Source organism: Rhizobium sp. CECT 9324, assembly GCF_918741265.1.
In the GTDB taxonomy this organism is placed as follows: Bacteria; Pseudomonadota; Alphaproteobacteria; order Rhizobiales; family Rhizobiaceae; genus Allorhizobium.
In genome coordinates this window covers 4097501-4121560 of the sequence record NZ_CAKKMZ010000001.1, presented here as the reverse complement: position 1 = coordinate 4121560, position 24060 = coordinate 4097501, and the positions used below count along the sequence as shown (strand labels likewise).

The window sequence follows — 24060 nt, the reverse complement described above, 5'->3', positions numbered from 1 at the left end:
CCATTACAGGCCATGATCATGTCTTCCAGCATTTCCCCGCTTGCTCCGAAATCCTATGCCGACATGCCGGCCATCCGCGGTGTGCGCATGGCCACGGCCGCTGCCGGCATCAAGTATAAAAATCGCACCGACGTGCTGTTGATGGCGTTCGACAAACCGGCCAGCGTGGCCGGCGTGTTCACAAGGTCGAAATGCCCGTCTGCGCCGGTGGATTTCTGCCGCAAGAACCTGGCGGCCGGCGTGGCGCGCGGCGTCGTGGTCAATTCCGGCAATGCCAATGCGTTTACCGGCATCAAAGGCCGGGCTGCGACCGAACTGACCGCAAAATCGGCGGCAGCGGCGCTTGGCTGCGACGAGAGCGAAATTTTTCTGGCTTCGACCGGGGTCATCGGCGAGCCGCTCGATGCGAGCAAGTTTTCCGGCGTGCTGGGCCAGATGGCCAAGGACGGGACCGGCGACTTCTGGTTCGAGGCAGCCAAGGCGATCATGACGACGGATACCTATCCGAAGGTTGCCACCCGCACCGCGGAGATCGGCGGGGTCACCGTGACGATCAACGGCATCGCCAAGGGTGCCGGCATGATCGCGCCCGACATGGCGACGATGCTGTCCTTCGTGGTGACCGATGCCGATATCGCAGCGCCGGTGCTGCAGAGCCTGCTGTCGGCCGGTGTCGAGCCGAGCTTCAATTCAATGACCGTCGACAGCGATACCTCGACCTCCGATACGCTGATGCTGTTTGCCACGGGGGCTGCTGCCGAAGACGGCCAGCGCCGGATCGAGACCGCAGACGACGCCGCTCTCGACGGCTTTCGCGATGCGCTGAACGCGCTGCTCCAGGATCTGGCGATCCAGGTGGCGCGCGATGGCGAAGGTGCGACCAAGATGCTGGAAATCACCGTGACCGGTGCGACAAGCGATGCGGCTGCCAAGACGATCGCGCTGTCGATCGCCAATTCGCCGCTGGTCAAGACGGCGGCCGCCGGCGAAGACGCCAATTGGGGCCGTATCGTCATGGCGGTCGGCAAGGCCGGCGAAGAGGCCGACCGCGACCGGCTGGCGATTTGGTTCGGCGATGTGCGCGTTGCGGTCAACGGCGAACGCGATGCCGGCTATTCGGAAGAAGCGGCCTCGAATGTGATGAAGGGACAGGACATTCCGGTACGGGTCGATCTTGGCCTCGGCCATGGCTCGGCGACCGTGTGGACCTGCGACCTGACCAAGGAATATGTGGCCATCAACGGCGATTACCGGAGCTGATCGCCGGCATGCTTGCAACAGTACCAGACCAGAACCTGCCCCTCGTTCGCCGCCTCGAAGCGGTCGGTTTTCGCGCATGGCCGGCGACCAGCGTCGTCTATGACGGCAGCTGGCAGATCCGCCTGACCGGCAGCCATCCGTCCAAGCGGCTGAACTGCATCGTCGCGCTCGACCCGTCCGACAGCCGCGATATCGGCCTGCGCATCGAGAAGGCCGCACGCCGCTTCGAAGCGCATGGCCGCCCGTTGCTGATCCGCCAGACGCCATTGTCGCCGAAACCGATGATCGACTTCCTCGAGGCCGATGGCTGGGAGCGTTTCGAGGAAGTGCTGACGATGACCTGCGACCTGTCGCGGATCGATCTGCCGGATACGCTCGATCATCTCCCGACCCATGACATCGGACGCTATGTCGATGCCGATATCTCCGTGCACGGGGAAGGCCAGGCGCTGAAGCCATCGCTGGCCGAAATCATCAGCGCGATCAAGCCGCCGACCGGCATGTTCGTCATCGAGGATCCGCAGGACGGACCGATCGCGACAACGCTCTGCGTGCAGGACAATGACCTTGCCGGGATCATGTCGCTTGCGGTTCGACCAGACCGGCGTGGCCAGGGGCTCGGCATCGAGGTTCTGACCTCTGCGCTGCGCTGGGCGCGCATCGGCGGTGCCCGCACCGCCTGGCTGCAGGTGGTGGCCAACAATGCGCCGGCGCTCGCGCTCTATGCCAAGATGGGGTTCGAGGAAGCCTATCGATATTATTACTGGCGAAAGGTCGAGGCATGAGCGAGACGCCGAGACCGATCCTCCTGGTTGCTGCCTGCGCGCTGGTGGATACCGACAACCGAATCCTGCTCGCCCAGCGCCCCGAGGGCAAATCGCTGGCCGGTCTGTGGGAGTTTCCCGGCGGCAAGGTCGAGACCGGCGAGACGCCGGAAGAGACGCTGGTGCGCGAACTCGACGAGGAACTGGGCATTCGGACCAAGGTTGCGTGTCTTGCGCCCCTGACCTTTGCCAGCCACACCTATGAAACATTCCATCTGCTGATGCCGCTCTATATCTGCCGTCGCTATGAGGGCATTCCGCATGGACGCGAGGGGCAGGCGATCAAATGGGTGCGGGCCAAGGCGCTGCGCGATTATCCCATGCCGCCGGCCGACGAGCCGTTGATCCCATTCCTTCAGGATCTGTTGTGAGCGCGGGATATTTTCTCAAGCGTTCTTAATACAAAGTTTATAACCCTCGGGCAAAACTGATCGCTGTTCATGCGTCATGCGTGTGTGGAGCGTCATATGGCAAACGAAGATTTCTGGCGGGCTGCCCGATCCAGGGAACGGTCTTCGGTGAAAACCGGAAGAACCGGAGTTCTCAATATCGCCCTGCTGTTCGGTACGGCTGCGATTGCGCTGTCGCTTGTTGTCACGCCGATGCTTGCCGACAAGACCGAGAAGAAGACGCTGGCCTTTCAGCCGGACGAATACGACATGATGAGCACCGGTTCGATTCCAAAGGCTGATGGCGGGAAGCGTTATACGATCCGCCGCAGCGTGCTGCAGGAAACGCCGGGTTCGGTCTGCATCATCGATGGCTTCGGCCAGCGCTGTTAAGGCAAATAGGTTCAAGCAAGCTCGCCTTGGTGGCCGAGTTCCGCGTTCTACTGGAGCGAAGATGCGTTTGATCAGCAGGTTTATCTCGGATCGCCAAGGCGCCACCGCGATCGAGTATGGATTGATTGCGGCGATCATGAGCGTCGCGCTGATCAGCGGCTACGGGGCCTTCACCAACTCGCTGCAGAATACGTTCGGCGTCGTTGAGGACAGCGTCACCAACGCTGGCAATTAGACCATTTTCATGCCTGCCAGACTTGCCAAGGGCTTCTAGCCGCGTTCACCGGTGCCGGATGTGTTTGTCTTGCGATTCGGATCCAGCGCTTCGGCGAGGCGCATCTTTGCCGATCCCGGCTTGAGCGGCTTCTGCTGGCTTTCATGGGGCGCCCAGCCCGAGACGAAGATCATCGAAAACGTCGCCCGAATGCGCCCGTCCGGATCGGCGTAGCGCTCGGCATAGATTTCGGCGGCTCTCAGGAAGAAACGCCGCGAGAGCGGCTTGCGGCTGCGACCGATCAGCGGGTTGGCCATGCCCATCGCGCGCAGGTCGCGCATCAAGGCAAAGAGATTGTCATAGCGAACGGTGAAGCTTTCCTCGTCGATGACAGGCAAGGCGAAACCTGCGCGCTGCAGCAGCGAGCCGACGTCGCGGATATCGGGAAACGGGATGACCCTCGGGCTTGCGCCGCCGTAGAGCTCGGTTTCTGCGCTCAGCAGCACATCGCGCAGTTCGGCCAGTGTGCCGGCGCCGGGAATGGCGGCGAGCAGGAGACCGTCGGGCTTCAGGGCACGGCGCATCTGGATCAGCATGCCCGGCGTGTCGTTGGTCAGGTGTAGCGACAGCGGCGAGAGGATCAGGTTGACGGATTCAGGAGCCAGTGGAACACTTTCGAAGCGGGCTGCCGACAGGTGCTCTTTCGGTTCAGCGAAGACGGCGCCGGTTTCCACCCGTTCCAGCGCGTCGATCTTGCCCGTGGTCATTGCCGACCTTGCCGCGACACCGGTTGCGCCGAACAGTTCGACCGCGCGTTCAAAATGACGTTCGACCAGGGCCAACCGGTCCGCCAGTTCGCGCCCTGCCAATGCCAGCAGAAAATCGCTGCCCTCGATGTTGCGGGTCCTGGCCTTTTCGCGATTGGCTGTGATCAGGCCTTCGTCGAAGAGCGGGTTCATGCGGCATTTCCCTGTAAGCATGGGGTCTGGCTAAGGCGACATATCGCGCCTAAAGTCATGTCATGCTGGCTCACATAGTGCAGAAAACGCTCGCCGTCAGCCGGGAAACACCCCGGGCGCTGGCGTTTGGCCTGTTTGCGCTGTTTTATCCGCCGTCCTGTGCCCATTGCCATGCCCGCACGGCGCGCCATGCGGCCCTGTGTCCGTCTTGCTGGAGCCGGTTGCCGTTCATCGAGCGGCCGTACTGCGAGGTGCTCGGAACGCCGTTTGCCCATGATCCCGGTGACGGCATGGTGTCGGGGGAGGCGATCGCCAACCCGCCGGTGTTCGACCGGTTGCGTTCGGTGGCCCTGCATGAGGGGGTCGCGCGCGATCTGGTGCATGACCTGAAATATCGCGATCGCGGCGATCTGGCGCCGATGATGGCCGGCTGGATGGCGCGGGCTGCGGCGGCAGAACTGGCGCAGGCAGATGGCATCGTGCCAGTACCCTTGCATCGGACCCGGCTCTTTCGCCGCATGTTCAACCAGTCGGCCGAACTGGGCCGCCATCTGGCCGCAAGCGCAGGCGTACCCTTTCTGCCGCAGGTTCTGGTGCGCCGCAAACGGACCGAGCAGCAGGTGGGGCTGACGGCGAATGCGCGGGCGCTCAATGTGCGCGGGGCGTTTATTGTCCCCAAGGAGCGGCAGGACATGGTGTTCGGCCGCCGCCTGATCCTGATTGATGACGTCTATACAACCGGTGCGACGGTGAGTGCGGCCACCACTGCCCTGAAAAAGGCAGGTGCTGCGGATGTCACTGTTTTGACCTTTGCAAGGGCCGTGTCCGGTCCTATATGAAGGCAGCATTTTTTCACATCCTAGCCTTCGTGACGGAGAATTCATGGCAGGTGTTACGATCTATACGCGCCAGGGCTGCGGTTATTGTTCGCGGGCCAAGGCATTGCTGGCCTCGAAGGGCGTCGATTTTGTCGAGCATGACGCGACAGGCAGAGCCGAACTTCGCAACGAAATGATTTCCAGGTCCAATGGCGGAACGACCTTTCCGCAGATCTTCATCAATGACATGCATGTCGGCGGCTGCGACGATCTGCATGCGCTCGATCGTGCCGGCAGGCTCGATCCGCTTCTGGCTCAATAAAGGACGTATCCAATGGTGTTCAAGGCTGCTGCCGTCCAGATGTGCTCCGGTGTCGATCCGGAGAAAAACGCGGCTTCGATGGCGCGTCTCGTGCGCGAGGCTGCGGTCGAAGGTGCTGTCTATGTGCAGACGCCGGAAATGACCGGTGCGGTGCAGAAGGATCGCCCGGGCCTGATGGTTGTGCTGCGTGACGAGGATACCGATATCATCGTCAAGACGGCGTCGGATCTGGCGCAGGAGCTTGGCATTCATCTGCATGTCGGCTCGACCGCGATCAAGCTGGGCGACGGCAAGATTGCCAACCGCGCCTTCCTGTTCGGTCCGGACGGCCACAAGATCACCTCCTATGACAAGATCCACATGTTCGACGTGGATCTCGACAATGGCGAGAGCTGGCGCGAGAGCTCGGTCTACCGACCGGGCACGCGGGCGGTGGTCGCCGACTTGCCGTTTGCCAAGATCGGCTTCGGCGTCTGCTACGACGTGCGGTTCCCGCATCTGTTCCGGGCCGAGGCGATGGCCGGGGCGGAGATCCTGACGACGCCTGCCGCCTTCACCAAGCAGACCGGCGAGGCGCATTGGGAAATCCTGCTGCGCGCTCGGGCAATCGAAAACGGTGCCTATGTGATCTCGGCCGCCCAGGCGGGCGTGCATGAGGATGGCCGCGAGACCTTCGGCCATTCGATGATCGTCGATCCCTGGGGCAAGGTGCTGGCATCGGCCGGTGGCAGCGGCGAGGCCGTGGTGATCGCCGAGATCGATACCGATGCCGTGAAGGCGGCGCGGGCGAAGATCCCGAACCTGAAGAACGGCCGCGATTTCGAACTCGATTTTGCGCCGGTCCTGGCGAAGGGAGGCGTGACAGTTTGATCCGCTATTCGTTGTGCTGCGCTAGCGCTCACGAATTCGAGGGCTGGTTCTCCGAGAGCGCAGATTTCGAACGTCAGAAGGCGAACGGCTTTCTGACCTGTCCGGTCTGTGGCTCATCAGAGATCTCCAAGGTGCTGATGGCGCCGTCTGTTTCGACGGCGCGGCACAAGGAGACGATGCAGGCGCTGGCCATTTCGGGCGCGCAGAAACAGGCCGTGGTCAAGCTGAAGGAAGCGATCCAGGAGATCCGCGCCAATAGCGAGGATGTCGGCGCGCGGTTTTCCGAGGAAGCGCGCAAGATCCACTACGGCGAGGCGGAAGCGCGCGGCATCATCGGCCAGGCGTCGCCGGTCGAGGTCAGGTCCATGCTCGAGGAAGGTATCGAGATCGCGCCCTTGCCGGTCCTGCCGGACGATGCGAATTGAGCGGGCCGGCTCATCATATCGCGCTCTACAATTTCGGTCTTCATGTTGCCGACCATGACGATCCGGCGGTTGCCGGCTTCGTCCGCCGCGAGCCGTTCAATTTTGAGGCCGCCCGTCGCGCTGAAGGATTCGTCGGTCGTTCCGGATATGACGGAGAATCTGGCCCCGAAAGCTGGGGCGAGCAGGTCTTTCCCAGGTTTCTCAACGGAAGCGGTCGCGACAGCGGTCCGTCCTCGCTGTCGCTCTGGCGCGATATCGAGAGCCTGATGGCGTTTTCCTATTCCGGCGTGCACGCAGAGGCGCTGAAGAATGCGCGCCAGTGGAACGTGGTGCAGACATGGCCGCCGCTCGTCTTGTTCTGGGTGGAGGAAGGGCGCAGGCCGGATTGGGCGGAGGGCGTGGCACGGCTCGAAGCGCTGGCCGACAGGGGCGCCTCGGCTGATGCCTTCACTTTCAAACAGTCGTTCGATCCGCACGGCGCGCCCTATCGCATCGACCGGGAGCGCGTGAAGCAGATCGCCGTCGAAAATCGTGCGGGGCAGCACGACCTGCTGGAGATCGTCAAGACACTGCCGGCCTGATCCGGGTCATCCCTTGAAGCCGCCATCGTCCAGGTAGGCCAGCTCTTCTGCCGTCGATTCACGTCCGAGCGCCGCATTGCGATGCGGGAAGCGGCCGAAGCGGGTGATGATCTCCTGGTGGACGACCGCGTAGCGAAGGCATTCCTCGTCGTCGACCCGTTCATGATGGGCGGTGAACAGATCCATGCTGGTCTGCTGGTCGGCTGGATCTTCGGAATGCTCGAAGGGCAGGTAGAAGAAGATTGCCATCGGCGGGTCGACCCGCTTGTCGAATCCCTTGTCGACGGCCTGCCGCGCAATGGACAATGCCAGCGGATCGGTGGCGAAGGCATGGCCGCTGGCGCGGAACATGTTGCGCGGGAACTGGTCGAGCAGGATCAAAAGGGCGAGCGTGCCGTCCGGCGTGTCGCACCAGTCGCTGCATTCATTGCGGGCGGCGGCAAAATGCAGATCGGTAAAGCGTGCCTTGAGCTCGGCGTCGAGCGCCTCATTCTTGACGAACCACTTTTCGCGCCCGGCGTCGCGCCAGAAGGCGATGACTTCCTGTGCGGCACTCATGCGGCCGGCCGTCTGGCGAGGACCATGTAGTTCACGTCGATATCGGACGAGAGGTTCCACTGGTTCTGCAGCGGATTGAAGAAGACCCCCTTCATCTCGACGATCTGCATGCCGCTAGTCGTCAGCGGCGCCTCGATTTCCTCGGGACGGACCAGCTTTTCGTATTGATGCGTGCCGCGCGGCAGCCAGCGCAGGACATATTCGGCGCCGACGATGGCAAGCGCTGCCGCCTTGAACGTGCGGTTGATCGTCGAGACCAGCATCATGCCGCCGGGGCGGACCATGGAGGCGCAGGTCGAGAGGAAGAAGTCGACATCGGCGACATGTTCGACGACTTCCATGTTGAGCACGATGTCGAAGGTCTCGCCGGCTTCTGCCAAGGCTTCGGCGGTCACCGCGCGGTAGTCGACCGGCACACCGCTTTGGGCGGCATGGGTCATGGCGATCTTGATGTTCTTTTCGGAGGCATCGGCGCCCAGGACCTCGGCACCCATGCGAGCGACCGGTTCCGACAACAGACCGCCACCGCAGCCGATATCGAGGATGCGCAGACCCTCCAACGGACGATGGGCCTTGGGGTCGCGACCGTAATGGGCGCAGACCATGTCGCGGATATAGGCGAGGCGGACGGGATTGATCTTGTGCAGCGGGCGGAACTTGCCGGTCGGGTCCCACCATTCCGCCGCCATGGCGGAAAAGCGATCGACTTCGGACTGATCGATGGTGGTGCGTGCCTCTGCGGTCATGATGCTGCCCTCTTAAGGTGGTTGCGCTTCAAGTCGGATGATCGGCCCGCAAAGTCAAGGGTAGCATGGTCGCAGGCTCTGGTGACAGCCCAGGCGGAACCTTGGCCGATGGTTCGACGTTTCGCTCACACGATTCGCACATACAGGCGGCTTTGCCGTAATGAGTTCAAGGAGATCTACGATGCACAAGTTCTGGGTTTTGGCGGCTGCAGCGGTGTCGGCCACAATGGTTCCCGCCATCGCCGAGGCCGCGCCGGCTTTTTCGACCGCCAATGTCAACATGCGGTCCGGCCCGAGCACCCGCTACCCTGCCGTGGTGGTTGTGCCGGTCGGGACACGCGTCAACATCATCGGCTGCATGTCGTCGGCCAACTGGTGCGACGTGTCCTTCGCCGGCTACCGCGGCTGGGTTTCCGGCTCGTATCTGCAGGCAAGCGTTTCGCAGCGCCGGGTTTACGTTGGACCGGAATATTACCGACCGCTCGGCATTCCTTCGGTCACGTTCAGCATAGGGCGCTACTGGGACGACAATTATCGCGGCCGTGACTTCTACCGGGATCGTGACCGCTGGCGCGATGGCAACTACCGCCCGGGCGTCGACAGGCGCGACGACCGTCCGCGGTTCGACAGGGACCATCAGCGCAACGAAGATCGCGCCCGCGACATCCGACGCGACAGCGACCAGCGGGCGCAGGAATTGCAGCGCGACCGCGACCGCCGCGAGGATCAGCGCCGCGCAGGTGGCCCGCGCGACAATCGCGATCCGAACGCATTCCAGCTGTTCTGCGGGCAGGATCCGAATTGCCGGGCTCGCCAGGGTAACTGACGCGATACAAAAAGAGCCGGATAACACGATGAGAAAAGGGCGCCGATCGGCGCCCTTTTCTGTTGTCGTCAGTTCGGGATGCGTTTTGCCAGACCGTCGGTGATGCGTTTGGCCAGGGCCTCGTAATCGCCATCAAAGTGATGGCCTCCGGCAATCTCCTGCGTTTCGATCTTCGAACCGACGAGGTCGCGGCAGGCATCGTCTTCTTCTTCCGATCCGTAGAAGCACTGGATCAGCGACGGGGAGATCTTGCGGATATCGTCCAGCGGGTCGTGGCCGGTGCTGGCTGCCTGACCGAGCCAGCCCGATACCGAGACTTCATAATCCACCTGATGGGACAGGGCGAGCAGGCTGATCTGTGGCACGCGCGCCTTCAGCTTGTCCGGCAGGCCGTCGAATGCCGCAGGCAGAATGTCGGCGCCGAAGGAATAACCGACCAGCAGCACATGGTGGACGTTCCAGCGCTTGCCGTAGGTGTGGATAATCTTGGCTAGATCGCTGCTTGTCTGCTCGGGCGTGCGCTCGGACCAGAAATAGCGCAGCGAATCGACGCCGACGATCGGGATGCCGGACGCCTGGAGCTGGCTGGCCACTTCGCTATCGAGGTCGCGCCAGCCGCCGTCTCCGGAATAGATCACCGCCATCGTATCGCTGGACGGGGTCGCATCGAGGATCGTCAGCGGCATTCCCAGAGGACTGTCGGTCTGGCTCTGGACGGCGATCAGTTCGTCGAGGGTGGCTGAAAATGTCGTGTCGGCAGCATCGGTGACATCCCTGAGGTCGATGTCGGGATGACGGGCAATCAGCGACTGGACATGATCCAGGCCGTCCTTGGGTGCCTTGTCGGTGACCAGGATCGTTGCCGGATCAGGCAGGTCGCCGTCGGTCAGGGCATATTGCATGCGGTCGCCCGCCTTGGTCTTTTCCGCCGGTGTGCACAATTGCTTTGCCAGCGGGATGCCGGCCTGCGGGTCGAGCGCCAAGGTCTGGCCGATCGTCGCCTTGGGGGTCTGGGCGAGGATGGCCAGTGCCAGTGCGCCGCCTTCGCCGCGTCCGGCGATGATCGGCGGCAGGAAGGCGGCGTTGCCGGCCTTGCGCTGCAGTTGGTGGCTGAGTGCCTCGATGTCGGACACCGTGTAGATGCAGTCGCCCTGGTCGGCGGAAAGCGAGGTCAGGTATTTGGGCGTATCGATGCCGATGACAATCGCGCCATTGCCCTGCAACCGTTCGGCTTCCGCCTGGTCGCCCGCCTGCCAGCCGGCGCCGTCCGACAGCAGGACGACGAGTGCCTTGGCGTCGTCGTCGGGCAGAAGCGTGACCGGTGCCGGAATCATGCCGATATCAAGGGGCGGCTCCTGTGCCAGCGCGGGCACGGTCGACAGAAGCGGGAGGGCAAGCAGAGATGCCTTGAGGATGGGGTTCATTTCTTCACCACGCCTTTCAGGCCGCCGCCGATCAGAAGCGTCGCATCGACGAGGGCAAGGATTGGGTTGAGACCGCCGGAGACGGCCAGATATCGCGGCTGCCAGTCGGGATGGAATTTTGCCTTGAAGGCACGCAGGCCCTTAAAGTTGTAGAAGCGCTCGCCGTGTTCGTAGAATGTATTGGCAATACGGTCCCATACCGGTGCCACCTGGCGGCGCGACAGGCCAGATAGCGGCGCCATGCCGAGATTGAAATGCTGGAAACCCTGGTTGCGCAGGTGGGTGAGAAGGCTGACGAACAGATAGTCCATCGCGCCTTTGGGCGCATCGGGCGAAAAGCGCATCAGGTCTATGGAGGCTTCCTCCTTCGTTTCCGTCAGCAGAATATTGGCAAAGGCGACAATGCGACCTTCCAAACGCAGGATGGCGACCGGTTGCGACAGCATGTAGGCGTCGGTAAACGCGCCGAGCGAAAAGCCCTTTTCCTTGGCGCGATGATGGGCAAGCCAGGCATCCGAGATCGCTTTCAGATCGGCAAGCGCGGCCGGGACGTCGGCGGTGTCGACGATTTCGAATGTCAGACCGTCGCGTTCGGCGCGGGTGGACGACTGGCGCAGGCCTGCCCATTTGCTGCCCTTGAGATCGAATTGCGCAAGATCGACCACGGCGAGTTCGCCGAGCTTGAAGGCTTTCATGCCGGCATCGGCAATCGCCGGCAGAAGCACCGGCGATGCCTGGTAGAACACGGCCCGGCAGCCGGCGGCGCGGGCGGTTTCGACGAACAGCCAGACGAGTTCGTTGCGCGATGCCTTGGGACCAACGGGATCGAGAAAGGCGATAAACGAGCGGCCCTGCTTGCCATACATCAGGAAAGCCTTGCCGTCGGGTGAAAACATCACGGTCTTGTCGCCGGTGCGGACCAGATTGGCGTCGGCAATGCCGTTGCGGTCGAGGATCTCGACGGCCGTGGCAAGCTCATGCGCGCTCGATGGCAGAACTGCGGGGGTCGCCGGCCGCATCAGGCTGAACAGGGCAATGGTGCTCGAGGCGATGGCGAGGCCGAGAACGGCGCGCAGCGACCGCGGGGCTTCGGCGGAGAATTCGAACTGCCACCAGAGTTGGTGGCTGTAGTCTACGTCGCGGTAGACAAAGAGCAGGATGACAACGGCGCCGATGACCAGCACGGCAATGGCGAGAAGCCAGGATGTGGTTAGGGCCTGGCGCAGCGAGGCGGGGCGGACGAATGCCCCGCGGCTCGACAGCAGGCCGACGAGAAGGATTGCCAGCATGGCGGCTTCGAGAAGTGCGATTGCCTTGGCGATCGACAGAACCAGGGCGAGCAGCGTGAGAGTGACGGCCGCCCACCATGCGCCATCGAGACGCTGAGACAAGCCGCGGGCGGTCACGATCAGCAGCAGGCCGGTCAAGCTCGCCAGGAAATGCGCGCCTTCGACAAGCGGCAGGGGCAGGTAGCTGGCCAGGACATCGAGGTTGGCGTCGGGCGTCGGCGTGACGCTCGAGACGATCAGCATGGCGCCGAGGACGAGGGCCAGGGTTGCCAGAAGTGCCGGCGCAAGCCGGCCGGCCGTGCGGGCAATACCGGCCGAAAGGGGGCTTGCCGCGACATGGCGCAGTTCGCTGGCGGTGACGAGCAGAATGGCGATCAGGAGCGGCAGGACATAGTAGATCAGGCGATAGGCGACGAGGGCTGCGAGCACGGCGTCGGTGCCGATACGGCTGCCCAGCGTTGCGATCATCACCGTTTCGAAAACGCCGATGCCAGCGGGGACATGGCTGACGATGCCGATGCCGATGGCGACGGAATAGATCGTGAAAAAGGCCGGCCAGCTGATGGCGGCCTCGGGCGGCAGAAGCACGTAGAGCACGGTGGCGGAGAATGCGATGTCGAGCACGGTGACGAGAAACTGGCGCGACAGGGTTCGACTGTCAGCCAGCCGCAAGGTCATCTTGCCGATCGTCAGGCCATCGCGGCTGGCGATCACCAAAAGGGTGGCGATGGCGATCAAGACGATGACGGCGCCGCCGAGCAGCCATGCGGGGTCGAGGCCAATCAACGGGGCGATTTCGCCCGACATGGGGATCAGGGCAAGCGAGGTGATGACGGCGAGGCCAAGCGAGAAGGACAGGGTGACGAAGCCGATGATGCGGCCGATCTCATCCGGCATGAGGCCGGTCCGGGAATAGGCCCGGTAACGGATCGCCCCGCCCGACAACGCGCCGAAGCCCGCGACATTGCCAACGGCGTAAGCGCTGAAGGCGGTCAGGGCCACGAGAGCGATCGGCCGCCGTCGGCCGATATAAGCCAGTGCGTTGAGATCATAGAGGCAGAGCGTGGCAAAACTCAACGCGGTGAACAGGACGGCAAGGACGATCGAGGTCGAACCGGTCGCTGCCAGGCCGCGGACCACATCCGCATAGCTGACCTCCTCGGTCAACCGGTAGATGGCGAAGGCCACCATTGAGAAAACGGCCAGTGTCAGGACCGCTGCGATCGGCTTTGCATGGCGGCTGAACGGGGAAGGAAGGGGGAGGGCGACGTCTTCGGGCGGAATTGCGGTGTCCTGGTCCAGGCTGGCATTCATGATGGCGTTCCGATTTCGTCTCAACGCATGTTGCAAGGCCGGCGCGGCCTGCAGGTGATGGTTGGCGCTCGAATTCGTGCCAAATTATGGCAAGCAAAAAACGGCGGCGGGACAAGGGAAAAGGCGCGCAAGGCGTACCGATACGGGCCCAAGTGGCCGTTGCGTGTGCCGCGCTTATTCGCTAAAAGCGCCGCAACCTGCCGGCTTTCGAAAAGGGTCGGTTTTCCTCCGCCGGGATTCCGGCGTTTCTCAAGGGCATACGGTTAAGTCTATGGCTCGCATTGTCATGAAGTTCGGCGGTACATCCGTCGCCAATCTCGAACGCATCCACAATGTCGCGCGCCATGTCAAACGTGAGGTGGATGCCGGCCACGAAGTGGCTGTGGTCGTCTCGGCGATGTCGGGCAAGACCAATGAACTGGTCGGCTGGGTCGAGAACATGCCGAAGGTCGCCGGTGCCGACTCGCCGTTCTACGATGCGCGCGAATACGATGCGATCGTCGCCTCCGGCGAGCAGGTGACGTCGGGGCTTCTTGCGATCGCGCTGCAGTCGATGGGTATCAATGCCCGCTCCTGGCAGGGTTGGCAGATCGCCATCAAGACCGACAATGCGCATGGCGCCGCCCGCATTCAGGAAATCGACGGTTCCGACATCGTGCGCCGCATGGGCGAGGGCCAGGTGGCCGTGGTCGCCGGCTTCCAGGGCATCGGCCCGGACAATCGGATCGCGACGCTCGGCCGTGGCGGTTCGGATACGTCCGCGGTTGCGATCGCGGCCGGGTTGAAGGCTGACCGCTGCGACATCTATACCGATGTGGACGGCGTCTACACGACGGATCCGCGCATCGAGCCGAAGGCGCGCCGCCTGAAGAAGGTGGCGTTCGAGGAAATGCTGGAAATGGCATCGCTCGGCGCCAAGGTTCTGCAGGTCCGTTCGGTGGAGCTGGCCATGGTTCACAAGGTTCGCACCTTCGTGCGTTCCAGTTTTGAAGATCCCGATGCGCCGGGCATGGGCGATCTGCTCAACCCGCCCGGCACGCTGATTTGTGATGAGGATGAGATCGTGGAACAGGAAGTCGTAACCGGTATTGCCTATGCCAAGGATGAAGCGCAGATCTCGCTGCGCCGGCTTGCCGACCGTCCGGGCGTTTCGGCGGCCATCTTCGGGCCGCTGGCCGAATCCCATATCAATGTTGACATGATCGTCCAGAACATTTCGGAAGACGGTACCCGCACGGACATGACCTTCACGGTTCCGTCCGGCGATGTCGACAAGGCGCTGAAAGTGCTGTCCGACAACAAGGACAAGATCGGCTATGACGTGGTCCAGAGCGAAAAGGGCCTGGTCAAAGTTTCGGTCATCGGCATCGGCATGCGCAGCCACGCCGGCGTTGCCGCAACAGCCTTCCAGGCGCTGGCGGAGAAGGGCATCAACATCAAGGCGATCACCACTTCCGAGATCAAGATTTCCATCCTGATCGACGGTCCCTACGCCGAGCTTGCCGTTCGCACTTTGCATTCCTGCTACGGTCTGGATAAGAATTGATTCCATAGAGCGGGTCACTGATCTCCGGCGTCGGAAATGCCGGGGGCGGTCGAGCCGCTGACCAATGGAAGTGGAGCCAATCCGCGATGAGAGACCTTTCAGCGGGTCCCCGCGTCCTGCTCAAGCGACTGCGCGAATTGATGGCGGAGCCGCTCGAGCCGCAGGAGCGTCTTGACCAGATCGTTCGCCAGATCGCGAGCAACATGGTCGCGGAAGTGTGTTCCGTCTACGTGCTGCGTTCCGATAGCGTTCTTGAGCTTTACGCAACGGAAGGTCTGAACAAGGACGCGGTCCATCTGGCCCAGCTGAAAATGGGGCAGGGCCTGGTCGGCACGATTGCGGCGTCTGCCCAGTCGCTCAACCTTTCCGATGCCCAGGCGCATCCCGCATTTCGTTACTTGCCCGAGACCGGCGAAGAGATCTATCATTCCTTCCTCGGCGTGCCGATCCTGCGCGCGGGCCGTAGCCTCGGTGTTCTCGTCGTCCAGAACAAGGCGCAGCGCAACTATCGTGAGGACGAGCTCGAAGCGCTCGAAACCACGGCCATGGTGCTTGCCGAAATGATCGCCACCGGTGAACTGAAGAAGATTACCCGTCCGGGCCTCGAACTCGACCTGACGCGACCTGTGACCATCGATGGCGACAGCTATTCGGAAGGCATCGGGCTTGGTTATGTCGTGCTGCACGAGCCGCGCATCGTCGTCACCAATCTGCTCAACGAAGACACCGAGACGGAAATCCGCCGGCTGGCGGATGCGCTCGGCTCCTTGCGCATTTCGATCGACGACATGCTGTCGCGGCGGGAAATTTCCATGGAAGGCGAGCATCGCGACGTGCTCGAGACTTACCGCATGTTCGCCCATGACCAGGGCTGGGTGCGGCGCATGGAAGAGGCGATCCACAACGGCCTGACGGCGGAAGCGGCGGTCGAAAAAGTCCAGAGCGACACGAAGGCGCGGATGATCCGGCTGACGGATCCCTATCTGCGCGAACGCATGCATGATTTCGACGACCTGGCGAACCGGCTGCTGCGCCAGTTGACCGGTTTTTCGCCGCGCAGTGCTGCCGAAGGCTTCCCGGCCGATGCGGTGATCTTTGCCCGTGCGATGGGCGCTGCCGAACTTCTCGACTACCCCCGCGCCAATCTGCGCGGCCTGGTTCTCGAAGAAGGTGCTGTGACCAGCCATGTGGTGATCGTTGCCCGCGCCATGGGCATTGCCGTTGTGGGACAAGCGGCCGGTGCCGTGGCCCTGGCCGAAAACGGCGATCCTGTCATCATCGACGGCGTCGATGCCAAGGTGCATATCCGCCCGGTGGCCGATCTGCAGAAGGCTTACGAGGAAAAGGTACGGCTGCGCGCTCGGCGCCAGGAGCAGTTCCGCGCGCTGCGCGACGTTGAGCCTTTGACCAAGGACGGCCAGCGCATCAAGCTGCAGATGAATGCCGGCCTGCTGGTCGACTTGCCGCAACTGGCCGAATCCGGCGCCGACGGGATCGGCCTGTTTCGCACCGAGCTGCAGTTCATGATCTCTTCGACCATGCCGAAGGGCGACGAACAGGAGACTTTTTACCGCAGTGTGTTGAAGCAGGCGAATGGCCGACCGGTGACCTTTCGGACTCTCGATATCGGCGGGGACAAGGTCGTTTCCTATTTCCGTTCCCAGGAGGAAGAAAACCCGGCGCTGGGCTGGCGCGCGATCCGGCTTTCGCTGGACCGACCCGGACTGCTGCGCATCCAGCTGCGTGCGCTGTTGAAGGCTGCCGCCGGTGCCGAGCTGAAGATGATGCTGCCGATGGTGACCGAAGTTGCGGAAATCCGCGCGGTGCGCGAACTGATGCAGAAGGAGGTCCAGTATATTTCGAAGTTCGGCCATCCGCTGCCGAAGAAGCTGCAGTTCGGGGCCATGCTCGAAGTGCCGGCACTGCTTTGGCAGCTTGACGAATTGATGGAAGAGGTGGATTTCGTCTCCGTCGGGTCGAACGATCTCTTCCAGTTTTCGATGGCGGTGGATCGCGGCAATGCGCGCGTGGCCGATCGCTTCGATGTTCTGGGACGGCCTTTCCTGCGCATCCTGCGCGACATCGTCCGGGGTGCTGATCGCAACAATACGCCGGTGACGCTGTGCGGGGAGATGGCCGGCAAGCCGCTTTCGGCCATGGCGCTGCTCGGGATCGGCTTCCGTTCGATCTCGATGTCGCCGACGGCGATCGGACCGGTCAAGGCGATGCTGCTCGGGCTTGACGTGTCGAAGCTGTCTGTGGAACTTGAGGCGGCGCTTGACGACCACCGTTCGCTTGTGCCACTGCGCGACCTGCTGGTCCGCTTTGCGGAAGACAATAATATTCCCGTCTAAAGCAATAAAAAAACTGGAGTGAAGGGTGGCGAAGCTTCCTGTCGAGAAAATGCGCGAGCTCGAGCGCCGATTTGGCGAGATCGAAGCGCGAATGTCGGCAGGACCGGCAGCCGACGTCTACGTCAAACTTGCCTCGGAATATTCCGAACTCGAGCCGGTGGTGAAGAAGATCCGCGAATACCAGGCGGCGACGGCTGAAGAGGCCGATCTTCGCTCCATGCTGAGCGACAAGGGCACGGATCGCGAGATGCGGGATCTGGCCGAGATGGAACTGCCCGACGTACAGGCTCGGCTCGAGGCGCTCGGTACCGAGATGCAGATCCTGCTTTTGCCGAAGGATGCCGCCGACGAAAAAAGCGCGATCCTGGAAATCCGCGCCGGGACCGGCGGCTCGGAAGCCGCCTTGTTCGCCGGCGACCTGTTTCGCATGTACGAGCGCTTTGCCAGCACCAAGGGCTGGAAAGTCGAGGTGCTGTCCTCCAGCGAAGGCGATGCCGGTGGTTTCAAGGAAATCATCGCGACGGTCACCGGACGGGGTGTGTTCTCCAAGCTGAAATTCGAGTCCGGCGTTCACCGCGTGCAGCGCGTGCCCGATACCGAAACGCAGGGGCGTATCCATACTTCAGCGGCGACCGTTGCCGTTCTGCCCGAGGCGGAAGACATCGACATCGAGGTGCGCGCAGAAGACATCCGCATCGACACGATGCGCTCGTCAGGCGCCGGCGGCCAGCACGTCAACACGACCGACTCGGCCGTGCGTATCACCCATCTGCCGACCGGGCTCGTGGTGACGTCGTCAGAGAAATCGCAGCATCAGAACCGGGCAAAAGCCATGCAGGTCCTGCGTTCGAGGCTCTATGACATGGAGCGGCAGAAGATCGACAATGAACGCTCCGCCGACCGCAAGAGCCAGGTCGGTTCCGGCGACCGCTCGGAGCGAATTCGCACCTATAATTTCCCGCAGGGACGCGTCACCGATCATCGCATCAACCTTACGCTCTACAAGCTGGACCGGATGATGGAGGGCGATATCGACGAAGTGGTCGATGCGCTGATCAATGACTATCAGGCCGGGCAGCTCGCGCAGCTGGGCGAAAGCCTGTGACGGACCCGGCGGCGACTTTCCAGAGCCTGATCCTGGAAGCCCGCCGCCGTTTCGAGGCCGGGGGCATTGCCGATCCGGCCACCGACGCAAGGATCCTCGTGATGAGCCTTCTCGGCCTCGGCCAGACGGATCTGGTGCTGCGGGGCGATCAGCCGGTCGATGGCGCGTTGCTTCCGGTGGTCGAGCAGGGGATCGCGCGGCGCCTGGCGCGGGAGCCGGTGCACCGCATCCTCGGCCAGCGTGATTTCTACGGACTGGCGCTGATGCTTTCTCCGGGGACGCTGGAGCCTCGCCCGGATACGGAAGTGCTGGTCGATGCCGTTCTGCCGCATCTTCGTCATGTCGTCGCGGCAAAAGGATCGGCATCGATCGTGGATCTGGGCACCGGTACGGGCGCGATCGCCCTGGCGCTTCTTGCCGAATGCCCTGGGGCACGGGCGGTCGGAGTCGATATTTCGACAGACGCGTTGGCGACCGCAGTGCGCAACGCCGAACGCCACGGATTGGCGCAGCGCTTCGCAGCGCGAGAGAGTATCTGGTTTGAAAATCTGCCGGGCAAGTTCGATCTGATCGTCTCCAATCCGCCCTATATCCGCAGTGATGTGGTGCTAACGCTTGATCCGGAAGTTCAGAATTTCGATCCCGCGGCGGCGCTCGATGGTGGAAAAGATGGACTTGAGGCCTATCTGGCGATTGCCGAGCAAGCATCGGCGCATTTGCAGAAAGGCGGCCTGATCGGCCTGGAGATCGGTTGGGATCAGCGCGAAGACGTGACGCAAATATTTGAGAGAAAAGGTTTTTCTCTTGTTGAGTGGCGCAAGGACTTCGGCGGAAATGATCGCGTTCTGGTGTTTGCGAGCCGTGATCGCTGAGTTTTTTGCTGCGCTTGCTAAGGATAATTCCGCCTAACAAAGAAAAATGCTTGGTTTTCCGAATGAAGCGAGATAGCTTGCGGGCACGCAACGGGTGACGGAGAAAGAACGAAAGATTCGTTCCTGTCTGGGTCGGCTTCGACAATGGTTCGCTCGATGAACCTCACGAAGCGAAAAAGACCGATGCGTGAATCAGTTAACTTGACTCTCACCAGCGGCGAGCAAGCCGACGGCGCAGTCTGCGGACAGCGCGCGGAGACTTGGTCCGGTTTGACCAGAGCCGATGGCGTAGCCTTTTATCAGCACAACAAAGACATTCAGGTGATTCTTCTATGAGGCCAGGACAGCAGAACAAGCGTGGTCGAGGGCGTAACAATAGCGGCGGCGGTGGAAGCGGCGGCGGTAGTGGCGGCGGCGGTGGCGGCGGTGGCAATTTCAACCGCAAGGGCCAGAACCCGTTGACCCGGTCCTATGACAGCTCCGGCCCTGACGTGAAGATCCGCGGCACAGCCCAGCACATCGCCGAGAAGTATCAGAATCTCGCACGCGATTCCCAAAGCGCCGGCGACCGCGTGATGGCCGAGAACTACCTTCAGCACGCTGAACACTACAACCGCATCATTGCCGCCGCCCAGGCGCAGATGCAGGAACGGTTCCAGCGCGAAGAACGCAACGACTTCAGTGACCGTGACGGCGATGATGGCGATGGCATGGATGACGGCGGCTCGCAGGGCCACCAGAGCCACCAGCAGCAGGAATTTGCCGGTAGCGGTCCGCAGCCCGTGCTGGAAGAGATGCCAGCCGAAGCGGCTGCAGCGGCGGCCGAAAGTGCTGCCGAGGCAACCGGCGGCGAGCGCAACCAGCCGCGCCGCCGCAATGCCACCAATCGTCCCCGTCGCCAGCCGCGCCGCGCTGCCGGTTCGGAAGACGGTGGTGAAAACGGCGATGGTGGCGAGGCCGGCGAAGCACCAGCCCTGGCTGATGTCACCGAATAAGCTGGGCATTCGCCTCGCGCCCAATTGACACTGAATTGACGAATGCAAAACTCCGGGACATGTCCCGGAGTTTTTCGTTGAAATGCCTCTTTAAACGGCAAAAAACACCCCCCATATCTCGGTCAACGGAGCGGTCATACGCTTCAGGGCTTGCCTGTCTGGGAGCCCGATCCTTAACAGCCGGGTTGTGCCGAATGCGGGCAGCACGGGAAACGGAGAGTGGCAAATGAACATCGAAAAATATTCCGAGCGGGTGCGCGGTTTCCTGCAGTCGGCGCAGACTTATGCGCTGTCGGAAGGTCACCAGCAATTCACCCCTGAACATGTGCTGAAGGTTCTGCTCGACGACGACCAGGGCATGGCGTCGTCGCTGATTTCGCGCGCCGGCGGTGAGCCGAAGGCCGTGCGGCTGGCAAATGATGCGGCCCTTGCCAAGCTGCCGAAAGTGTCAGGCGGCGATGGACAGGTCTATCTGGCAGCGCCCTTGGCCAAGGTCTTCACCACCGCCGAGGATGCCGCCAAGAAAGCCGGCGACAGCTTCGTGACAGTCGAAAGGTTGTTGCTGGCGCTCGCGATCGAGTCCTCGGCGTCGACCTCCGCCAGCCTGAAGAAGGGCGGCGTCACCGCCAATGGTCTGAACCAGGTGATCAACGAGGTGCGCAAGGGCCGAACGGCCGACGGCGCCAACGCAGAAGCGGGGTTCGACGCGCTGAAGAAATATGCCCGCGACCTGACAGCGGAAGCGCGCGATGGAAAGCTTGACCCGGTGATCGGCCGCGATGACGAGATCCGCCGGACGATCCAGGTCTTGTCGCGCCGGACCAAGAACAATCCGGTGCTGATCGGCGAACCCGGCGTCGGCAAGACGGCGATTGCCGAGGGCCTTGCGCTCCGCATCGTCAATGGCGACGTGCCGGAAAGCTTGAAAGAGAAAAAGCTGATGGCGCTCGACATGGGCTCGCTGATTGCGGGTGCCAAGTATCGCGGCGAGTTCGAAGAGCGGCTGAAGGCGGTGCTGAACGAGGTCCAGGCCGAAAACGGCGAGATCATCCTGTTCATCGACGAGATGCATACGCTGGTCGGTGCCGGCAAGGCCGATGGCGCGATGGATGCATCGAACCTGTTGAAGCCGGCTTTGGCACGCGGCGAGTTGCACTGCGTCGGCGCGACCACGCTCGACGAATATCGCAAGCATGTCGAGAAGGATGCAGCCCTTGCCCGGCGTTTCCAGCCGGTCATGGTCGACGAGCCGACGGTCGAGGATACGATCTCGATTCTGCGCGGGCTGAAGGAGAAATACGAGCAGCATCACAAGGTGCGGATCTCGGATTCGGCGCTGGTGGCGGCGGCGACGCTGTCGAACCGCTACATCACCGACCGCTTCCTGCCCGACAAGGCGATCGACCTGATGGACGAGGCGGCGTCGCGCCTCAGGATGCAGGTGGATTCGAAGCCCGAAGAGCTTGACGAGCTCGATCGGCGGATCATGCAGCTGAAGATCGAGCGGGAAGCCCTGAAGAAGGAAACCGACACGGCCTCCGTCGACCGTCTGAAGCGTCTCGAGACCGAACTGACCTCGATCGAGGAACAGGCGGATGCGCTGACCGCCCGCTGGCAGTCGGAAAAGCAGAAACTCGGCCTTGCCGCAGATCTGAAGGGCAAGCTCGAGGAGGCGCGCAACGAACTGGCCATTGCCCAGCGCAAGGGTGAGTTCCAGCGGGCCGGCGAACTGACCTATGGGGTCATTCCGGATCTCGAAAAGGCGCTGGCGACCGCCGAAACGCAGGACGCTTCGAGCAATGCCATGGTGCAGGAGGTGGTGAACCCGGATGCGATTGCCCATGTGGTGTCGCGCTGGACCGGCATTCCCGTCGACAAGATGCTCGAAGGCGAACGCGACAAGCTGCTTCGCATGGAGGACGAGCTGGCGAAGTCCGTCGTCGGCCAGGGCGATGCGGTGCAGGCCGTTTCGCGGGCGGTGCGCCGCGCGCGCGCCGGTTTGCAGGATCCGAACCGACCGATCGGCTCGTTCATCTTCCTCGGGCCGACCGGCGTCGGCAAGACGGAGCTGACCAAGTCACTCGCCCGCTTCCTGTTCGACGACGAAACCGCGATGGTGCGGCTCGACATGTCGGAATACATGGAGAAACATTCGGTCTCGCGGCTGATCGGTGCGCCTCCCGGTTATGTCGGGTATGACGAAGGCGGTGCGTTGACGGAGGCCGTTCGGCGCAAGCCCTATCAGGTGGTGCTGTTCGACGAGATCGAAAAGGCGCATCCGGATGTGTTCAACGTGCTGTTGCAGGTGCTCGACGACGGCCGTCTGACCGATGGCCAGGGCCGCACCGTCGACTTCAAGCACACGATCATCATCATGACTTCCAATCTCGGTGCCGATTACCTCACCGGGCTTGGCGAGAACGAGGATGTCGATAGCGTCCGCGATCAGGTGATGGATGTGGTGAAGGCCTCGTTCCGACCGGAATTCCTCAACCGTGTCGACGAGATCATCCTGTTCCACCGGCTGAAACGCAACGAAATGGGCGCGATCGTCGATATCCAGATGAAACGGCTGGTGTCGCTTCTGGCGGAACGCAAGATCGATATCGACCTTGCACCCGATGCGCGGAGCTGGCTTGCAGACAAGGGCTACGATCCGGTCTATGGGGCACGGCCGCTGAAGCGGGTGATCCAGAAATATCTGCAGGATCCGCTGGCCGAGCAGATCCTGTCGGGTCAGGTTCTGGACGGGGCAAAGGTCACGATTGCTGCCGGCTCGGACCGGCTGCTGATCGCGCCGGAAAAACCGGTCAGTGAAGCCGCCTGATCAGTTCGGGTGATATGCAACGCGAAACGGCGGCCATTGGCCGCCGTTTTTGTATATACGCCACATTGCTTTCTTCAGTTGCTGGCGACCTGAGCCGGTTTACCGCCGACCATCAGCAGGGCATCGATACGCTGGCGCTCGATGTCGAAACGGGCAAGAGGCTCGCCGTCCAGCGCCTTGCCACCGGGCAGGCGCACCTTCATCGCATCGACCTTGGTGCCATTGACGATCAGTTCGTAATGCAGATGCGAGCCGGTCGACGAGCCGGTCGAGCCGACAAAGCCGATGACCTGTCCCTGGGTGACCTTGGCGCCGGGCACGACGCCCTTGGCGATGCCGCTCTGGTGGTTGTAGGACGAGACATAACCATTGGCGTGGCGCACAAGGGTCTGGTTGCCGTAACCCGAGGCCCAGCCGGCCTTCTCTACCACACCATTGCCCGATGCGATGATCGGCGTGCCGCGCGGTGCTGCCCAGTCGACGCCGGTATGCATGCGCGAATAGCCGAGGATCGGGTGGCGGCGCATGCCGAAGCCCGAGGTGAATCGGCCGTTGGGCACCGGGTTGCGCAGGAGGAACTGACGAATGCTCTTGCCGTTTTCATCGAAATAATCGATCGAGCCGTCTTCCGGGTTCTGGAAGCGGTAGAAGGTCGTGATCGTGTCGCCGAAGCGGGCGCGGACAAAAAGCAGTTCGGATTCCGCCGTTGCCCGGCCTTCGTCATCGGTGACGGAGAAGAAGGCTTCCAACGTGTCGGTCGGTTTCAGCTGCGCCTGGAAGTCGACATTGGCGGCAAGCAGGCGGACGATCAGGGCTGTCAGCTCCTGGCTCATGCCGTAGGACAATGACGCCCGATAGATGCCGTCATACACGCGCGGCAGATCGCGGCCGGCCAAGGCTGCCGGGGCATTGTCGTCAAAGGCGTTGGCAATGGCCGACAGTTCCGGCGGCTCGTTGCCACGGACCATGCGGCCGCCATCATTGACGGCGAGCGTCACGACATGCTCGGACTTGCGATAAAGCGAGATGCGCACCAGGCGGACCTCTTCGCCGCGCTGGATCAGGCCGATGCGCAGGACGTCGCCCTCGACAAGCGTCGGCGGACCGGTAAAAGGCGCAAGTTCCCGAGCCACGTCCTCCGCCTTGGCT

Annotated in this window: 23 protein-coding genes (1 of these 23 running past the window's edge); 17 read left to right on the top strand and 6 right to left on the bottom strand. The window is 62.4% G+C overall.

Annotated features, from left to right (window positions below; translation table 11 throughout):
• Positions 1-18 precede the first annotated feature (18 nt).
• The 5 genes from argJ to LQ231_RS19825 all read left to right on the top strand — a co-directional run bounded on the left by argJ (position 19) and on the right by LQ231_RS19825 (position 3101).
• Positions 19-1260, top strand: a complete 1242-nt coding sequence (gene argJ / locus LQ231_RS19845; RefSeq protein ID WP_230173159.1) for a bifunctional glutamate N-acetyltransferase/amino-acid acetyltransferase ArgJ — start codon at positions 19-21, stop codon at positions 1258-1260.
• Between the two features lie 8 nt (positions 1261-1268).
• The gene (locus LQ231_RS19840) at positions 1269-2045 is read left to right on the top strand and encodes a GNAT family N-acetyltransferase (RefSeq protein ID WP_230173157.1); all 777 of its coding nucleotides are present in this window, start codon (positions 1269-1271) and stop codon (positions 2043-2045) included.
• On the top strand, positions 2042-2455 hold the full coding sequence (gene mutT, locus LQ231_RS19835) for an 8-oxo-dGTP diphosphatase MutT (RefSeq protein ID WP_113142920.1): 414 nt from the start codon (positions 2042-2044) through the stop codon (positions 2453-2455). Before LQ231_RS19840 ends, mutT begins: the two co-directional genes overlap by 4 nt.
• 96 nt (positions 2456-2551) lie before the next feature.
• Positions 2552-2866, top strand: a complete 315-nt coding sequence (locus LQ231_RS19830; RefSeq protein ID WP_113142921.1) for a hypothetical protein — start codon at positions 2552-2554, stop codon at positions 2864-2866.
• Between the two features lie 61 nt (positions 2867-2927).
• Positions 2928-3101, top strand: coding sequence for a Flp family type IVb pilin (locus tag LQ231_RS19825; RefSeq protein ID WP_007607556.1), 174 nt, complete (start codon positions 2928-2930; stop codon positions 3099-3101).
• A 35-nt stretch (positions 3102-3136) separates the two neighbouring features.
• Here LQ231_RS19825 and LQ231_RS19820 read toward each other — a convergent pair whose 3' ends face one another.
• A complete protein-coding gene (locus LQ231_RS19820; protein ID WP_230173155.1) occupies positions 3137-4039 on the bottom strand; it encodes a methyltransferase domain-containing protein in 903 nt (300 codons plus the stop codon).
• A 62-nt stretch (positions 4040-4101) separates the two neighbouring features.
• Here LQ231_RS19820 and LQ231_RS19815 point away from each other — a divergent pair, with 62 nt between their 5' ends.
• Genes LQ231_RS19815 through LQ231_RS19795 form a run of 5 tightly spaced genes read left to right on the top strand, consistent with a single transcriptional unit; the run spans position 4102 to position 7055 of the window.
• Positions 4102-4878 (top strand): ComF family protein, encoded by a 777-nt coding sequence (locus LQ231_RS19815; protein ID WP_113142923.1) that lies wholly within the window; start codon positions 4102-4104, stop codon positions 4876-4878.
• Positions 4879-4921: 43 nt separating this feature from the next.
• Positions 4922-5179: a glutaredoxin 3 gene (gene grxC / locus LQ231_RS19810; RefSeq protein WP_007607566.1), complete on the top strand. Its 258-nt coding sequence runs from the start codon at positions 4922-4924 to the stop codon at positions 5177-5179.
• A gap of 12 nt (positions 5180-5191) precedes the next feature.
• Positions 5192-6049 (top strand): carbon-nitrogen hydrolase family protein, encoded by an 858-nt coding sequence (locus LQ231_RS19805; protein WP_230173153.1) that lies wholly within the window; start codon positions 5192-5194, stop codon positions 6047-6049.
• A complete protein-coding gene (locus LQ231_RS19800) occupies positions 6046-6474 on the top strand; it encodes a DUF1178 family protein (protein ID WP_230173151.1) in 429 nt (142 codons plus the stop codon). The genes LQ231_RS19805 and LQ231_RS19800 overlap by 4 nt, the downstream gene beginning before the upstream one ends.
• Positions 6471-7055: a DUF3291 domain-containing protein gene (locus tag LQ231_RS19795; RefSeq protein ID WP_230173149.1), complete on the top strand. Its 585-nt coding sequence runs from the start codon at positions 6471-6473 to the stop codon at positions 7053-7055. The genes LQ231_RS19800 and LQ231_RS19795 overlap by 4 nt, the downstream gene beginning before the upstream one ends.
• Before the next feature lie 6 nt (positions 7056-7061).
• Here LQ231_RS19795 and LQ231_RS19790 read toward each other — a convergent pair whose 3' ends face one another.
• Entirely contained in the window at positions 7062-7613 is a 552-nt protein-coding gene (locus LQ231_RS19790; RefSeq protein WP_230173147.1) for a DUF924 family protein, read from the bottom strand.
• A complete protein-coding gene (gene ubiG, locus LQ231_RS19785) occupies positions 7610-8359 on the bottom strand; it encodes a bifunctional 2-polyprenyl-6-hydroxyphenol methylase/3-demethylubiquinol 3-O-methyltransferase UbiG (protein WP_230173145.1) in 750 nt (249 codons plus the stop codon). Before ubiG ends, LQ231_RS19790 begins: the two co-directional genes overlap by 4 nt.
• A gap of 181 nt (positions 8360-8540) precedes the next feature.
• On the opposite strand from ubiG, the gene LQ231_RS19780 reads away from it, so the two are divergent.
• On the top strand, positions 8541-9185 hold the full coding sequence (locus tag LQ231_RS19780) for an SH3 domain-containing protein (RefSeq protein ID WP_113142929.1): 645 nt from the start codon (positions 8541-8543) through the stop codon (positions 9183-9185).
• Between the two features lie 68 nt (positions 9186-9253).
• Here the strand turns inward: LQ231_RS19780 and LQ231_RS19775 are convergent, their stop codons facing one another.
• On the bottom strand, positions 9254-10609 hold the full coding sequence (locus LQ231_RS19775) for an AcvB/VirJ family lysyl-phosphatidylglycerol hydrolase (protein WP_230173144.1): 1356 nt from the start codon (positions 10607-10609) through the stop codon (positions 9254-9256).
• Positions 10606-13212 carry a bifunctional lysylphosphatidylglycerol flippase/synthetase MprF gene (gene mprF, locus LQ231_RS19770; protein WP_230173143.1) on the bottom strand — a complete coding sequence of 869 codons (2607 nt, stop codon included), beginning with the start codon at positions 13210-13212 and terminating at the stop codon, positions 10606-10608. The genes LQ231_RS19775 and mprF overlap by 4 nt, the downstream gene beginning before the upstream one ends.
• A 271-nt stretch (positions 13213-13483) precedes the next feature.
• On the opposite strand from mprF, the gene LQ231_RS19765 reads away from it, so the two are divergent.
• The 6 genes from LQ231_RS19765 to clpB all read left to right on the top strand — a co-directional run bounded on the left by LQ231_RS19765 (position 13484) and on the right by clpB (position 22911).
• Positions 13484-14758 carry an aspartate kinase gene (locus LQ231_RS19765; RefSeq protein WP_113142932.1) on the top strand — a complete coding sequence of 425 codons (1275 nt, stop codon included), beginning with the start codon at positions 13484-13486 and terminating at the stop codon, positions 14756-14758.
• An 86-nt stretch (positions 14759-14844) separates the two neighbouring features.
• On the top strand, positions 14845-17112 hold the full coding sequence (ptsP, locus tag LQ231_RS19760; protein ID WP_113142933.1) for a phosphoenolpyruvate--protein phosphotransferase: 2268 nt from the start codon (positions 14845-14847) through the stop codon (positions 17110-17112).
• 25 nt (positions 17113-17137) lie between these two features.
• Entirely contained in the window at positions 17138-18217 is a 1080-nt protein-coding gene (prfA, locus tag LQ231_RS19755) for a peptide chain release factor 1 (RefSeq protein WP_113142934.1), read from the top strand.
• Positions 18214-19089 carry a peptide chain release factor N(5)-glutamine methyltransferase gene (gene prmC, locus LQ231_RS19750; protein ID WP_230173142.1) on the top strand — a complete coding sequence of 292 codons (876 nt, stop codon included), beginning with the start codon at positions 18214-18216 and terminating at the stop codon, positions 19087-19089. The genes prfA and prmC overlap by 4 nt, the downstream gene beginning before the upstream one ends.
• A gap of 332 nt (positions 19090-19421) precedes the next feature.
• The gene (locus LQ231_RS19745; protein WP_230173141.1) at positions 19422-20084 is read left to right on the top strand and encodes a DUF4167 domain-containing protein; all 663 of its coding nucleotides are present in this window, start codon (positions 19422-19424) and stop codon (positions 20082-20084) included.
• A 226-nt stretch (positions 20085-20310) separates the two neighbouring features.
• The gene (gene clpB, locus LQ231_RS19740; protein ID WP_230173140.1) at positions 20311-22911 is read left to right on the top strand and encodes an ATP-dependent chaperone ClpB; all 2601 of its coding nucleotides are present in this window, start codon (positions 20311-20313) and stop codon (positions 22909-22911) included.
• Between the two features lie 74 nt (positions 22912-22985).
• Here the strand turns inward: clpB and LQ231_RS19735 are convergent, their stop codons facing one another.
• Positions 22986-24060, bottom strand: partial view of a M23 family metallopeptidase gene (locus tag LQ231_RS19735; RefSeq protein ID WP_230173139.1) — the 3' portion only. It continues 872 nt past the right edge of the window; only the last 1075 of its 1947 coding nucleotides appear in the window; the start codon falls outside the window, past its right edge — the gene reads right to left on this strand; the stop codon is at positions 22986-22988.